This window comes from Caproicibacterium amylolyticum, from assembly GCF_014467055.1.
Classification (GTDB): Bacteria; Bacillota; Clostridia; order Oscillospirales; family Acutalibacteraceae; genus Caproicibacterium; species Caproicibacterium amylolyticum.
Window position 1 is genome coordinate 1,851,732 of sequence record NZ_CP060696.1, and the last position, 12,966, is coordinate 1,864,697.

Genomic DNA, 12,966 nt, shown 5'->3' on the forward strand with positions numbered 1-12,966 from the left:
TGTTACAATTTCTTTGCATTTTGTTTGGTCATTTTCCAAGGATTCGCAAGCCTTTTGGATAGTGGTTCTTTAGGTTCCCGCTGCTGCACTTGCCAAAACCAGTGGTAATGCCCTCCACTGCAACGCCGCAGTAGCCTTTCAGCGTCGGCGGAGCCTCAATCTCTTCCCCGTGTAGGAATGCAGCTGTACGAGGATCATCATGTGCTAAAGACAGGCATTGATTCAGTTCCTCTGGTTTTGCCGCCATAAAGGCCGCATGGGCAGGCTCCAGCCGCGGTGAAGCACCTTTTCGGTGTACTGGTTTTTCTTCGCCGAGCAGAATGCCCGCACGCAGAACACCCAGTCCCTGCAGCCGCGGTAACCCAAGCGGCAGTAAATAAAGTTTTTCCCCAAATTGTGCTGGTATTCCAGGCAATATTCCACGGAAGATTTCTTTTTGCAACTGTGCCGCTGCTGTCGAACTTTTTATTGTATTGGCAGCCGGCAGGACTACTGAATCTCCTGTATGCTGCAGAACGGCCACAAAGTGTCCCTCTCCGCCGTCCATTGGATAAATCCTGCGTGCCTTTTCAAGTGCAGGTCTGCCGCTTGTTAATCCCGTATCTTTCAGTTCGAATTCCGGATGGCGTTTTAAAAATTCTGTGATAACGCCCTCATTCTCTTCCGGTGAAAACGTACAGGTGGAATAGGTCAGCACACCACCCGGTCGTACAGCCTGTACAGCACTCTCCAAAATTGCCTGCTGCCGTATGGCGCAGGATGTGGCGTGCTCCGGCGTCCATTCTTCCACAGCACCCTCGTCACGGCGGAACATACCTTCACCGGAGCAGGGAGCGTCCACCAGCACTCGGTCAAAAAAACCTGCAAGTGCCGAGCAAAGCACTTCCGGCTGGCAGGAACTTACAACTGCATTGCGTATGCCCAGCCGTTCAATATTGGAAAGCAAAATATTTGCACGGCCTCGTACAATTTCATTGCTCCAAAGCATTCCCTGCCCATTCAGCAGGCTGGCAATCTGCGTGCTTTTTCCGCCAGGTGCAGCACAAAGGTCAAGCACTCGCTCACCGGGCTGTGGATTCAAAGCGGTAACCGCCGCGGAAGCACTCGGTTCCTGCATATAAAATGCACCCGCGTGATGCAGTGGCTCCTGTCCCGCTTTAAAATTTTCCGGCGCATAATAGGACAGCGGCGAAAATGGTACCTGTTCCAACTCGAAAGGCAGTAGCCCAGCTAGCTTTTCCGCAGTACATTTCAGCGGATTCAACCGAATCCCGCGCTGCACCGGCTGTGTGTAGCAGGCAAAAAAAGCTTCCGCTTCACTGCCGAGCTGCTGTTTCATTCTTTTACAAAAGGAAGGCGGCAAAAGCAAACTAATCACTCTTTTCGTATATTTTTTTTAGAATGTGTCATACTAGCCCGTGTAAGGAGGTGAGCATTTTGGAAAATCAGAACTATTCTTCTAACAAATACGAGAGCTCCACTCAGAACTGCAACGACTCTGTAAACAGCCAGAGCCAGAACAAAAAGTCTCAGGACGCACAGAGTAAAAAAACTCAGAACGCACAGAACAAGAAGACTCAGAATGCACAGAATCGCACTTCTTCTAATTACGAAAACTAATCTGCTTGTTCCAGCATGAAAAGGAGCCGGGCGACACTGCAGTTTCCTGCGGGGTGGCCCGGCTCCTGCTTTTTGTCATTTTTTGTGTTCCGCAATAATTTCCTTTAAAGTTTTGTCCGTTGGTGTGGAACTGCGAAAACCTTCACCACGAATTTCACCGGCATCGCCGACCACAGTGAAAGCATTGCCGTCCTCTGACTTTACCAAGTCCATCACTTGATAAACCTCGGAACGGCTCACCGCACACATCAGCACTTCACCCTCGCGGCCGCTGTACATACCTTTAGAATGCATCGCGGTGACGCCGCGGTCCACTTCGCTTAAAATACGCTGTGAAACTTCATTCGGCTTTTGCGTTACAATCCACAGCACTTTTCCTGTGCCGGAATCCGCACCGTAAAGAATCGCATCAATCACCCGCGTAGAAACGAACAGGTAAATAACTGCATAAAGTGCACTTTCCACACGCCGGTAAACAATCGCCGAAATCAGTACAACCACAACATCAACGGACATCATAAGCCTGCCGGTACTTAAATGGCGGAAATGACGCTTCAGCACACGCGCCACCATATCTGTACCGCCTGTAGTAGAGCCACGCATGAAAACAAGTGCCAAGCTGACGCCCTCCAACAAGCCGCCAAAAATTGCCGCAAGCATCGGGTCACCTTTGTAAGCGGGTAAAATTTTGCTGAGCCAGTCAATCGCAACTGAAGTAACCAATGCCGCTACAATAGTTTTCGTAACCAGCTTATAACCAATCTCAAAAAATGCCCAGATAAAAATAGGAATATTGATAACAAAAGAAACCGCACCGATAGGCAGACCGGTAACATAGTTGATTACCGTAGAAAGGCCGGTCACACCGCCCGGAGCAATTTTATTTGGAGCAGTGAATACATTGATAGCTACTGCAAAAATACAGCCGCTTGCAATGTAAATCAGTAAATCCAAGAACAATGTCTTTGCAGTATCCTTCTGTTTTCCTGACAAATTTGCCACCTCTTATGCTTTTTCACGTGCCTGCAGCAAAACCTGAAACAAAGTCCGCAGCCGCTGTACATTTCCCTGCAGATACAGATATCCAAACAGGCATTCCAAACCTGTTGCCGCATGATAATCCGCAACTGATGCATTTTTTGGAACGTGGTTTGTGTGTGCATTGCGGCCGCGGTGCAGCATCGTTGTTTCCTCCTCAGTCAGTAACGGTGCCAATATAGCACAGTCCGCGGCCTGAGCGGTACAGCAAACCTGCTGCACCGACTGCCGATGCAGGGTATTGACCGGACAGTTTGCATCACATACCAGTTTTTCACGAACAAACAGTTCAAAGACGCAGTCACCGACAAATGCAAGTGTCAGCGGGCTGAGGGTTTTCGGGTCACATGGGTTCTCTAAAAAACGTTCCATTGCTACCTCGTATGTCAAAAAATTACTTACTCAATAAAATCAAACTGCACATCATAGATAGAAACCGTGTTTCCCTCCTGCACACCTGCTTCCCGCAGGTGGTCGATTACGCCGGTTTCAATCAGCACACGCTGGAAATACTGCAGGGATTCGTAGTCGTCAAAATTGACGGACTGCATAACCTGCAAAAGCCAAGGTGCTTCCACCATAAAGATGTCGCCTTCCTGCGTAATTTTGACCTCACCGCGCGGAATCTCCTCCGGCTTGGCAAGCGGTGCAGGTTCCGGCTCGTAGCTGCGAATCGGCGGCAGTTTGCTGAGTTCCTCTGTGATTTTATTGAGCAGCGGGTCAACACCCTCCCGAATCGGCGCCATGATAGGGAAGAATGAATAACCCTGTTCCTCTACAAATTTTTGAAAATCCGCAACGTGCTCTTCATCAGTCAGGTCACACTTGTTGCCAGCTACCAGCATGGGCCGCTCGGCAAGCTCCGGATTAAACTTCCGCAGTTCCTCATTAATAATGCGGAAATCCTCCTTCGGGTCGCGGCCCTCGCTGCCGGAAACATCCACAATGTGCAGCAGCAAACGGCAGCGTTCCACGTGCCGCAGGAACTGGTGGCCCAATCCAACACCCTGCCACGCGCCTTCCACCAAACCTGGAATATCCGCCATTACAAAGGAGCGTCCTTCTGACATATGAACAACGCCCAGCACTGGTGTCAGCGTTGTAAAATGATAGTTAGCAATGTTCGGCTTTGCTTCGCTCACCACGCTGATAAACGTGCTTTTCCCTACATTGGGGAAACCAACAAGTCCGACATCTGCCAAAAGTTTTAGTTCCAACTGAACATCAAGCTCCATGCCGGGTGTACCGGGCTTGGCAAAACGCGGCACCTGCCGTGTTGGGGTAGCAAAGTGCACATTTCCCCAGCCGCCGCGCCCGCCCTGCAGCACTACCTGCGGCTCATCACCGGAAACATCTGCTAAAAGCCGGCCGGTTTCCGCGTCTTTCACCAGCGTACCGCGCGGCACACGCAAAATAAGGTCATCACCTTTTCTGCCAAAGCACTTTTTGCCGCGGCCAGCTTCGCCGTTCTGCGCTGCAAACTTGCGCCGATAGCGGTAATCGCTCAGCGTAGAGATATTGTCATCCGCCTGAAACACCACATTGCCGCCGCGGCCGCCGTCGCCGCCGTCCGGCCCGCCAGCCGCCACGTACTTTTCCCGCCGGAAAGACACGGCGCCGGCACCGCCGCTGCCTGCTTTAACATGAATTTTTGCACTGTCTATAAACATAATCTACTCCTGTTGGTTTGTTTTTCCGGCTTTAAATCGTTATTCTTCCCCAAAAACAGCAAAAATCCCAGGCTGCATTGCCTGGGATTGCTGCTTTGCTGATTTACTGTTCTACTGCGTAAACGCTGACCTTCTTACGGTCTGCGCCCAGGCGCTCAAATTTCACTTTGCCGCTAACCTTTGCATACAGTGTGTCATCGGAACCGATGCCCACGTTCTCACCAGGATGAATATGAGTACCGCGCTGCTTTACCAGAATGTTGCCGGCCAGAACGAACTGACCGTCTGCACGCTTCACACCAAGACGCTTAGACTCGGAGTCACGGCCGTTCTTAGTGGAACCCATACCTTTCTTATGAGCAAATAACTGAATATTAACTTTCAGCATTTTTTACACCTCTTTATTACTCATGTTGATTGACTTCGGATACTCTTCCCGCAAGTTCTGAATATGCACCTCAAGCGCCCTAAAAAACGGCCGGCATTTCGGCTCGTCCGCCACAGGAATTTGCAGGCGCAGATAACCATCCTCTGCTGTAATGTCCGCTTTTACAAACAAAACATCCGTAACCGCATTTGCAGTTAGGTAAACAGCTGAAGAAACAGCGGCACAAACTATGTCTGTGCCTTTTTCGCCGCCTGCATGACCGGAAAATTCAATTCCCACACAGCAGGCGTTTTCAGAATCTACAAGAAATCTGCATTGAATCATTAGGCGTTAATAGCCTCAATCTGTACCTTTGTATAAGGCTGACGGTGACCCATCTTTCGGGATTCGCCCTTCTTTGCCTTGTAAGTCCAGATGTTAATCTTCTTTGCCTTGCCGTTTTTCAGGACTTTGCCCTGAACAGAAGCGCCCTCAACATAAGGAGCGCCAACCTTCAGGCCGTTGTCACCGCTAACAGCGACGACCTTGAAGTCAACAGAGCTGTTTTCATCAACTGCAAGCTTTTCGACAAAGATGACATCATCTTTCTCTACTTTGTACTGCTTGCCGCCGGTCTCAATGATTGCATACATAAAAGAAAACCTGCTTTCCATAGACTCGCTACCGTAGGCGGAGCCAAATCGGCCCACTTTTACCCAAGATAAGCGGCTTAATTATTTTATCATTTCAAAACAAGTTTGTCAACAATTTTGGTGCGGCTTTTTATTTTTGGCGGAAAGCCATGCTGTCCGCCAGCATGCACAGAAATCCTGCCTTTTCTCCGAATGGCGCAAGTGCCTGTTTTGCCTGCTGTGTCAGACTGCGGACAGTTTCTTTTGACTGAGCAAGCCCCAACAGTGTTACATAGGTTGCTTTGTCATTCTGCACATCGCTGCCGATTGGTTTTCCGAGCGTTTCGGCGTCCCCCTCAACATCCAGAATATCATCCTGAATCTGGAACGCAAGGCCCAGTGCTTTTGCATAGCAGTCCGCCGCCTGCTCCTGTTCTGCCGATGCACCGGCAAGTGCACAGCCTATACCTGCCGCCGCACAAATCATGGCACCTGTTTTCTTGGCATCAATATTCATCAGTTCTTCTGCGGTCATGCTGCGGTTTTCATTCAGCAAATCCAGTACCTGACCGGCTACCATACCGTGGTCACCCGCTGCCCGCGCCAGAATTGCGGCCGCTTTCAGCACACGGTGCGCATCCGCACCTGCTTCCTGACAGGCAGGGATGATTTCAAACGCCTTTGTCAGCAGTGCATCCCCCGCCAGCAGGGCGTTGGCCTCGCCAAACTGCTTATGACTGGAGGGTCTGCCGCGGCGAAAATCATCATTGTCCATACACGGCAGGTCATCATGTATGAGTGAATAGGTGTGTACCATTTCAATCGCACAGGCTGCCGGCAGAACTGTTTTCACATCTCCGCCGCAGAGGGAGCAGAACGCAAGCACCAGCACCGGGCGCAGCCGCTTTCCGCCCGCAAGCAGACTGTACTGCATTGCTTCATACAAAATGTGCTCCGGCAAGTCCTGCTCCTGCGGTACAAAGCGCCGCAGCGCTTCTTCCGCCATCTGTGCATACTGCTTCATCTGTGCTTCAAACTGCAATTTTTCCATGTTCCGCTCCTCTGCTGTAAAACCCAATTTCATTTTTGAATCTGTACGTCAAGCGCTTCATAAAAATCCGCAATCTGCCTGCCGTCCACCAGTGCATGGTGTACCAAAACAGTGACCGGCATCAGCAGGCGCGCTCCCTGCCAAAAATATTTGCCCCAAACAATGCGCGGATTGGAATCCGGCGGGTTGGAAACCGGCTGTGTTACATCTGTGTAGCTGATCCACGGTACACAAGATATAAAATAATATGCCAGCGGGTCCTCCGCCTCATCCAGTCCGCCATTTTCACGCACTGCTGTCTGACGCGTGGCGGTTTCACGAAGGAACTGCGGAAATGGCAGCACCGGGTCAGCCTGACAGTAAGCGTAAGTATCATCCGGCTTTAAGACAGTATGGGACGTTTTACAGGCATCGTATTCCCATATTTCATTTTCTACAATTCTTTGGCGAAACGATTGAACTTGATTGGCCGCGTTTCCCGCTGCATACAGCATGTGCAGAAAAAATGACTCCTTTGCGGCTTTGGCTCTTTCTGCCAGCTTCGTAACATCCACATTTACTGTCATACCCGCATATGGATAAGCCATTGAACAAAAATACTGAAAATGTGCTTTTCGCGGGTAGCAGCTCATATCCAGTTTTCTGCACTGCAATTTTCTTTCCATGTGCTTCTCCATTTATTCGCTGTCCGCTGCCTTTTCTGTATCCCCGGCAGAGATGGTTTTGACTTTCAATTCCGCTTCCTGCAATTTTTGATAGCAGAAAGCTGTCAACTGGGTGCCCTCCTGATACAGCTTCATGGTTTCATCCAGCGGGGCACTGCCGGTTTCCAGCTTTTGAACCGTTTGCGCCAGCTTATCCATTGCCTGTTCGAAGGTCATTTTTTTATTCATGCAGGTCCTCCTTTTCGTCGACAGTGCAGAAAAGCGTTCCTTTATCCATACGTACCTGCACCTGTTCCCCGATGCTGACACTGTGCGGGTCGGTAAGCACACCGCCCCCCGCACTGGTCACCATAGAATAGCCGCGGTGCAGGACTTTCAGCGGACTTAGATCCTCAAGCCGTCCGGCAAGCGTGGAAAGTTCCTGCCGGCAAAGCTGTGTTGGTTTTTGAAGCCCTTCCTGCAAAGACTGTGCAAGCAGATCCAGCTGCATACGCTCATCATTCAGCCGCTGTTCCAGTCCCATGTGCATGCTGACCGCTGTCTGCATCAAGGTATCCATCAGTTCCGCGCGGTTCGGTGCGGCAAGCTCCGCAGCGGCACTGGGAGTTGGTGCGCGCAAATCTGCTGCAAAATCCGTTAAGGTCACATCCGTTTCATGCCCAACTGCTGAAATAATTGGAATTTTAGAAGCAGCCACCGCACGCACGACCGGTTCCTCATTAAAGGCCCACAAATCCTCAGCGCTGCCGCCGCCGCGCCCGATAATCAGCACATCCGCACACATACACCGGTTGAAGGTCTGCAGTGCCTGCACAAGCTGCGGCACCGCTTCCTCCCCCTGTACCGCCACTGGAAACAGCACGATTTCCGCCAGCGGCCAGCGGCGCGAAAGCACATTTTGTATATCATGAATCACCGCACCAGTTGCCGAGGTAATCACCCCCACGTGCTTCGGATAACGCGGCAGTTCGCGCTTGCGTTCTGCGTCGAACAATCCCTCTCGGCGCAGCTTTTCTTTCAGCTGCTCCAAGGCAACCGCACGCTCCCCCGCGCCGACCGGCTGCATTTCCTCCGCGTAAAGCTGATACTGCCCGGAAACCTCGTAGGCGGAAATGCGGCCGCGCACCAGCACTTTCATGCCGTTTTCCGGCGCAAAGCGCAGGCGGCGTGCCGCAGATGCAAACATTACAGCTTTCAGAGCACACTTTTCATCTTTCAGCGAAAAATACAAATGACCGGAACGGTACTGGTCAGTAAAATTGCTGATTTCGCCGGTTACATAAACACAGTTCAGTTTCGCATCACCCTCCAGCAGGAACTTCACATACTGGTTTAATTGGGTAACAGTCAGAACGCCATTTTGTTTCACAGCAATCCCTCCGCACGTGCGGTCAGCACAGCAATGCCCGCGGCGTTATCCGCAGAAAACACGGGTTCTGCAAAGCATGCACCGTACTTTTCCGTAAGCGCTTTCCTGATAAACTGATTGGACATCACCCCTCCGGCAAAAACCAGCGGCAGGCCCGGATGTGCTTTCAGCAGCGCAGCCGCCATGGCATCCAGCGCCGCAAGCAGACTGTACAGACAAAATTTTGCGATATCCTGCGGCGGTACACCCTCCGCATTCATTTTGCCACATTGATTTTCAATGCCGGAAAGGGAGCAGTCCGCACCTTTCATAGATGGGTGAATCTTAAATTTTGCATCCGACTGTGCGGCGAGCTTTTCCAATTCCGGACCGGCTGGAAACGGCAGTCCGAGCAGCCTGCCTACGCGGTCCACAGCCTGTCCGCCCTTTAAGTCCAGTGACTGTGCCAGCAACTGAACTGTAAATGGTTCCTGTGTGTCCGGCGTTACCAGCACGGCTTCCGTAGTACCGCCGGATACATGAAATGCTATAAATTCCTTATCGAACAAATCCAGCCGCTTAGCCGACCAAAGTGCCGCCGCAATGTGCCCCTGCTGGTGGGAAAAGGTGTGCAGCGGAACTCCGTAAGTGGCTGCAAGAACCCGTGCAGCACCATGCCCTACTGTAAAACACGGCATATAGCTGCCGGGCAGAGTGCGTGGCCGGGTGGAGCAGCCTACCGCCCGCAAATTCTGCAAAGCAGTTTCCGCCAGCAGTGCTTCCATCAGGTCCGGCAACTGCTGCACATGGTGGAACACCGCATCACTCTGCCGCAGACCAAGTTCACCTTTTTTGACCGGCAGCAGCCGCTTCTGCTGAAAAATCTGCCCGCCGCAAAAGCGCGCAGTGCTGGTTGTATAGTTGCTGGTATCCAGTGCAAGGATTTCAGTCATTCTGCGGCAGCTCCTTTGCGGCTGTGCCGAGAATACCGTTCAGGAAAGAGGCGTCATCCGCACCGCCGTACTGCTTCGCCAATTCGACCGCTTCATTGATGGAAACACTGACCGGAATCTCTTCTTCCCATTTCATTTCATAGAGCGCCAGCCGCAGCAGTGCCAGACAAACTTTGGAAATACGGCGCACCGACCAGCCGCGCGCGTGCCTGCCAATAATCTCGTCCAGCTCCGCTGTGTGGGCTTCTACACCGGAAGCAAGCCGCTGTGCAAAATCATCCACTGGCACAGGCACCTGCTCCATATTGTCATCTTCTGTGAGAAAAGAACCTGCTTCATCTGCATAGTCGATCAGTTCTGCGATGGTACCACCGTTCAAACTTTGCTCAAAGAGGAGAAAGAAGGCCTGTCTGCGTGCTTCATGTCGTTTCATAAAAAACCTCCAAAATAAAAAAATCCTCCACAGCGGAGGATTTCATCTGCAATAATCTTCTTTTGTCAAACTCCACTTTTACAGTATACCACGGGGGACCCACAGCTTGCAAGAAAAATCAGGGAATCTGCCCGGTTTTCAGCTGCCTTTCTGCTCCACCACTTTGATTTTGTCGTAGGAAACACCGGTCTGCCCGGAAACCGCATCTTTTACAATCACAGCCGCATTTTCCATATTGGTGCTGCCCTCTTTAACAACCACACTGCATTCGCCATTTTGTAAGAAAACCACGCAGTCTGAAAAACCTTTTGCCTTAATAATATTTTCCGCATTGTTTTCCTTCATCTGCTCCTGTGCAAGCACAGCTGTTTGCTGCACTGCTTCCTTTTTTGCAACATCACTGGAATTTGCATCTGTGATGGTCTTTTCCAGAAGCTGCGCGGCACTGTCACGTGTTTTCTGGCGGTTCAGGCGTGCTTCTGTGAAGTAATCACTGCCAGAGGATGTGCCGGAGGAAGCTGACGAAACAGCGGAGGAACCCGAGGACGGCAGAGTCTCCCCTGCATTCACCAGCTGTGTCTGTCCCGGTTCGCGGGAAGTGGCGGCATCCTGAGCAAGCAGCTGATTGCCGTTCGAAAAGCGATAGTTCAGGTAAACCGCCGCACCCAATGCAACAACCAGTGCTGCCAGTACCAGCTGACGTTTTTGTATCTTCATTCTGTACTCCTCCATTCACTTTCCCGGAATTTATTTTTTCTCCGGAGCGTATCTGTTTTCTATAAATTTATGCACGGTATCTTTCAGGAATGACAACTTTGGCAGATTCATTTACTGGAGGAAGCCACCACGCAGATACGGCTGCTGTTTACCCCTGCAGCAACGGAAACAGCATTCAGCACCGCCTGCTGCACATTTGGGTCCTCTGCGCCGGGGCAGGTCACCACAACTCCCTGCACCTTTGGCTGCTGACGGGTCACTTGAACCGCGTGTTCGTTACCGTCGGAGTCCTTTACAATGATACAGCCGGTTTCTGTGCTGTCCGCATTTTGACCGGTACCGGAAGTGCCGCCCTGCTGCTGCGTGGAACGTTTTTCCGTCTGGGCGTAAACCTGTGCGCTGCCCTGCTCCAGCGTGACCAGTACGTGCGGCGTTCCTGCGCCGCGGATGCCGCTGATAATAGAGGTCAGCTGCTGCTCCAACTGCTGTGCGTAGGTGTCATCTGAGCTCTGCACTGCTGCGGAACTGGCGGCTGCCTGCGTACTTTTCTCCCCCTTGCCGGAACCAGTAAGTACGCTGGAAAGGAAAATTAGTGCAATCCCGATGATGCCAACGATTACAACAGCCTTGCGGCTGGTGTCACTGTTCACCAGCTTCTGCAGAAAGCCATTTTTCTTTTCTTCATCCACTGATTTTCACCTCCACGGTTGTTCCAAGCGCTTCCTCCAGCAGTTCCTTGGCGCGGGCCTGCTGGGTACCGTCCTGCAGATAAACCGTCACTCTGCCAATACCTATGCTGGAAGATTTTGAAGTATCCATTTCCACTTCTATTTTTTGAACTGAAATTTTCGCGTTCTTTAGCTGCGCCGCCGCAACGGCTTCCACCTGCTTTGCCGCGGCGGATTTCATCTGGCTGTCTACAATCATGGAAAAGCCGGAGGTATCCGCCGCTTCCGGCACCTTCTGCAGCGCAGAAGAAAGATTCGGTGTAATCTGCAAAAGCGGGCCGATCATCACGCACAGCGCCATTGCACCCAAAATCAGCCTGAGCATTTTGCCCATAGAACCGTCCGGTGCCAGGATTCGTACCATAGCTGCCGCAACTGCCAGTGCACACAATCCTCCTGCCCACGCCTTGATCATGCGGTACCGCCCCCTCCCATTGACACCAGCACCACGCTGGACACAATCAGCACTGTCATGGAACACAGCAAAATGGCAAGCAGAACTTCCAGTACCATACTGCAGGAGCGCAGCATGGTACTGACTTCTTTTAGTGAAAAAACCTCACTGACTGCAGCGCAGGCGTGCAGGGTCAGCATCCATAAAAGGCAGCTGAGCACGACCGGCAGAAACAAAATCAGCAGCGCAAGCAGCACAAAAGCGCCCACACCGGAACGCAGCATTTCCACACAGCCTGCAACGGTGTGCAGTGCATCGCTTAGGGCGCTGCCCACAACCGGCACCGCGCTGCTGACCACAAAGCGTGCCGCGCGGGCGGTCAGGTTGTCCGCTCCAGTGGAAACCAGCTGCCGCATACCGAGCAACCCCGTAAACAATGTCATGGAAAGTCCCAGCAGCCATTTGACCGCTTTGCTGAAAAACCTGCAGATACCGGAAAGATTGATGTCCGGTGAAATGGAGGAAACGATTGCCATAGCTAAATAAATTTTCAGACCAGGTGCAAAAACACACGCGGAAAGCACCTGCACCACGTTTCCCGCTGTGGTCAGCATAATCTGCATGGAAGCAGCCGAAGCCGGTCGCCCTAATGCCGCCAGAATCGCCGCCGCCACCGGCACAGCCGCCAGCGTGAAACCGCACGCGGTCTTAATGACCGACGTTGCACGCACCAGTACCTCTACGATTGGCTCTACAACGCAGATGCAGATACACAGTGCCGCCACTACACCTGCCACTCCGCCAAGCGGGCGGTCACCAAAGGAAAGCTTCATGGAATTTACAAGAGCACAAAGCAAAATAACACCCAAACACATTCCGGCAGCTTTCAGCGGCCCTTTGCCCTCAGTTCCCGCAATACCGAAAACGGTGCTAAAGAATGATTTTGGAGTTAATCCTCCAACAGTTTGCAAATTATCGGTATCTACACCCAACCCTGCAAGCTGCTTCTGTGTTTCCTCCGGCAGTTTGTCCGGCAGACGGTTGGCACCGCTGCCATCAAGCTGTTCTGTATAATATTCCTGTGCTTCCTTTGGCAGTACAGAAGATTGTGCTGCTGCACACGGCAAACAAAAAAGTAAAAATACAAGCAGCAAAACCACCGCCACCGTCAGTATCCGCACAAAAAGCGGCAGCAGGATTTCTTTTTTTCGGATACCTCTGTATTTTCTGCTGACTTTTTGAAAAATCCGTACGCTGCTAAAGCGTGCTTTCCATCTTACAAAGTACCTGTGCAGTCGATTCGGTGGTTTAGCAGTCCGGTAAACCGCTTTTTTGTATTTTTTCATACTT

18 protein-coding genes are annotated in these 12,966 nt (G+C 51.6%); 1 reads left to right on the forward strand and 17 read right to left on the reverse strand.

What is annotated here, in order from left to right; genetic code table 11:
• Positions 1-28 precede the first annotated feature (28 nt).
• Positions 29-1,378, reverse strand: coding sequence for an RsmB/NOP family class I SAM-dependent RNA methyltransferase (locus H6X83_RS08885; RefSeq protein WP_281390883.1), 1,350 nt, complete (start codon positions 1,376-1,378; stop codon positions 29-31).
• A gap of 59 nt (positions 1,379-1,437) precedes the next feature.
• Between H6X83_RS08885 and H6X83_RS08890 the strand changes: the two genes are divergently transcribed.
• On the forward strand, positions 1,438-1,620 hold the full coding sequence (locus H6X83_RS08890; protein ID WP_212506138.1) for a hypothetical protein: 183 nt from the start codon (positions 1,438-1,440) through the stop codon (positions 1,618-1,620).
• Between the two features lie 75 nt (positions 1,621-1,695).
• Here the strand turns inward: H6X83_RS08890 and H6X83_RS08895 are convergent, their stop codons facing one another.
• The 16 genes from H6X83_RS08895 to H6X83_RS08970 all read right to left on the reverse strand — a co-directional run bounded on the left by H6X83_RS08895 (position 1,696) and on the right by H6X83_RS08970 (position 12,962).
• Positions 1,696-2,613, reverse strand: a complete 918-nt coding sequence (locus H6X83_RS08895; RefSeq protein WP_212506139.1) for a YitT family protein — start codon at positions 2,611-2,613, stop codon at positions 1,696-1,698.
• A gap of 12 nt (positions 2,614-2,625) precedes the next feature.
• Complete coding sequence (locus tag H6X83_RS08900) at positions 2,626-3,030, reverse strand: Mini-ribonuclease 3 (protein ID WP_212506140.1); 405 nt, start codon at positions 3,028-3,030, stop codon at positions 2,626-2,628.
• 26 nt (positions 3,031-3,056) lie between these two features.
• Positions 3,057-4,328 (reverse strand): GTPase ObgE, encoded by a 1,272-nt coding sequence (gene obgE, locus H6X83_RS08905; protein ID WP_212506141.1) that lies wholly within the window; start codon positions 4,326-4,328, stop codon positions 3,057-3,059.
• 103 nt (positions 4,329-4,431) lie between these two features.
• Positions 4,432-4,716: a 50S ribosomal protein L27 gene (rpmA, locus tag H6X83_RS08910; RefSeq protein ID WP_212506142.1), complete on the reverse strand. Its 285-nt coding sequence runs from the start codon at positions 4,714-4,716 to the stop codon at positions 4,432-4,434.
• Between the two features lie 3 nt (positions 4,717-4,719).
• The gene (locus H6X83_RS08915; RefSeq protein WP_212506143.1) at positions 4,720-5,040 is read right to left on the reverse strand and encodes a ribosomal-processing cysteine protease Prp; all 321 of its coding nucleotides are present in this window, start codon (positions 5,038-5,040) and stop codon (positions 4,720-4,722) included.
• On the reverse strand, positions 5,040-5,348 hold the full coding sequence (gene rplU / locus H6X83_RS08920) for a 50S ribosomal protein L21 (RefSeq protein WP_212506144.1): 309 nt from the start codon (positions 5,346-5,348) through the stop codon (positions 5,040-5,042). Before rplU ends, H6X83_RS08915 begins: the two co-directional genes overlap by 1 nt.
• Before the next feature lie 130 nt (positions 5,349-5,478).
• On the reverse strand, positions 5,479-6,378 hold the full coding sequence (locus H6X83_RS08925; protein ID WP_212506145.1) for a polyprenyl synthetase family protein: 900 nt from the start codon (positions 6,376-6,378) through the stop codon (positions 5,479-5,481).
• A gap of 29 nt (positions 6,379-6,407) precedes the next feature.
• Positions 6,408-7,043: a CatA-like O-acetyltransferase gene (locus H6X83_RS08930; protein ID WP_212506146.1), complete on the reverse strand. Its 636-nt coding sequence runs from the start codon at positions 7,041-7,043 to the stop codon at positions 6,408-6,410.
• A 12-nt stretch (positions 7,044-7,055) separates the two neighbouring features.
• Positions 7,056-7,271, reverse strand: a complete 216-nt coding sequence (xseB, locus tag H6X83_RS08935; RefSeq protein ID WP_212506147.1) for an exodeoxyribonuclease VII small subunit — start codon at positions 7,269-7,271, stop codon at positions 7,056-7,058.
• A complete protein-coding gene (gene xseA / locus H6X83_RS08940) occupies positions 7,264-8,412 on the reverse strand; it encodes an exodeoxyribonuclease VII large subunit (RefSeq protein ID WP_212506148.1) in 1,149 nt (382 codons plus the stop codon). Before xseA ends, xseB begins: the two co-directional genes overlap by 8 nt.
• Complete coding sequence (locus H6X83_RS08945; protein WP_212506149.1) at positions 8,409-9,344, reverse strand: tRNA (adenosine(37)-N6)-threonylcarbamoyltransferase complex transferase subunit TsaD; 936 nt, start codon at positions 9,342-9,344, stop codon at positions 8,409-8,411. The genes xseA and H6X83_RS08945 overlap by 4 nt, the downstream gene beginning before the upstream one ends.
• On the reverse strand, positions 9,337-9,777 hold the full coding sequence (gene nusB / locus H6X83_RS08950) for a transcription antitermination factor NusB (protein WP_212506150.1): 441 nt from the start codon (positions 9,775-9,777) through the stop codon (positions 9,337-9,339). Before nusB ends, H6X83_RS08945 begins: the two co-directional genes overlap by 8 nt.
• A gap of 138 nt (positions 9,778-9,915) precedes the next feature.
• Positions 9,916-10,494: a SpoIIIAH-like family protein gene (locus H6X83_RS08955; protein WP_212506151.1), complete on the reverse strand. Its 579-nt coding sequence runs from the start codon at positions 10,492-10,494 to the stop codon at positions 9,916-9,918.
• 107 nt (positions 10,495-10,601) lie between these two features.
• Positions 10,602-11,183 (reverse strand): stage III sporulation protein AG, encoded by a 582-nt coding sequence (locus H6X83_RS08960; protein ID WP_212506152.1) that lies wholly within the window; start codon positions 11,181-11,183, stop codon positions 10,602-10,604.
• Positions 11,176-11,637, reverse strand: coding sequence for a stage III sporulation protein AF (locus tag H6X83_RS08965; protein ID WP_212506153.1), 462 nt, complete (start codon positions 11,635-11,637; stop codon positions 11,176-11,178). The genes H6X83_RS08960 and H6X83_RS08965 overlap by 8 nt, the downstream gene beginning before the upstream one ends.
• Positions 11,634-12,962, reverse strand: coding sequence for a stage III sporulation protein AE (locus H6X83_RS08970; RefSeq protein WP_212506154.1), 1,329 nt, complete (start codon positions 12,960-12,962; stop codon positions 11,634-11,636). Before H6X83_RS08970 ends, H6X83_RS08965 begins: the two co-directional genes overlap by 4 nt.
• Between the last annotated feature and the right edge of the window lie 4 nt (positions 12,963-12,966).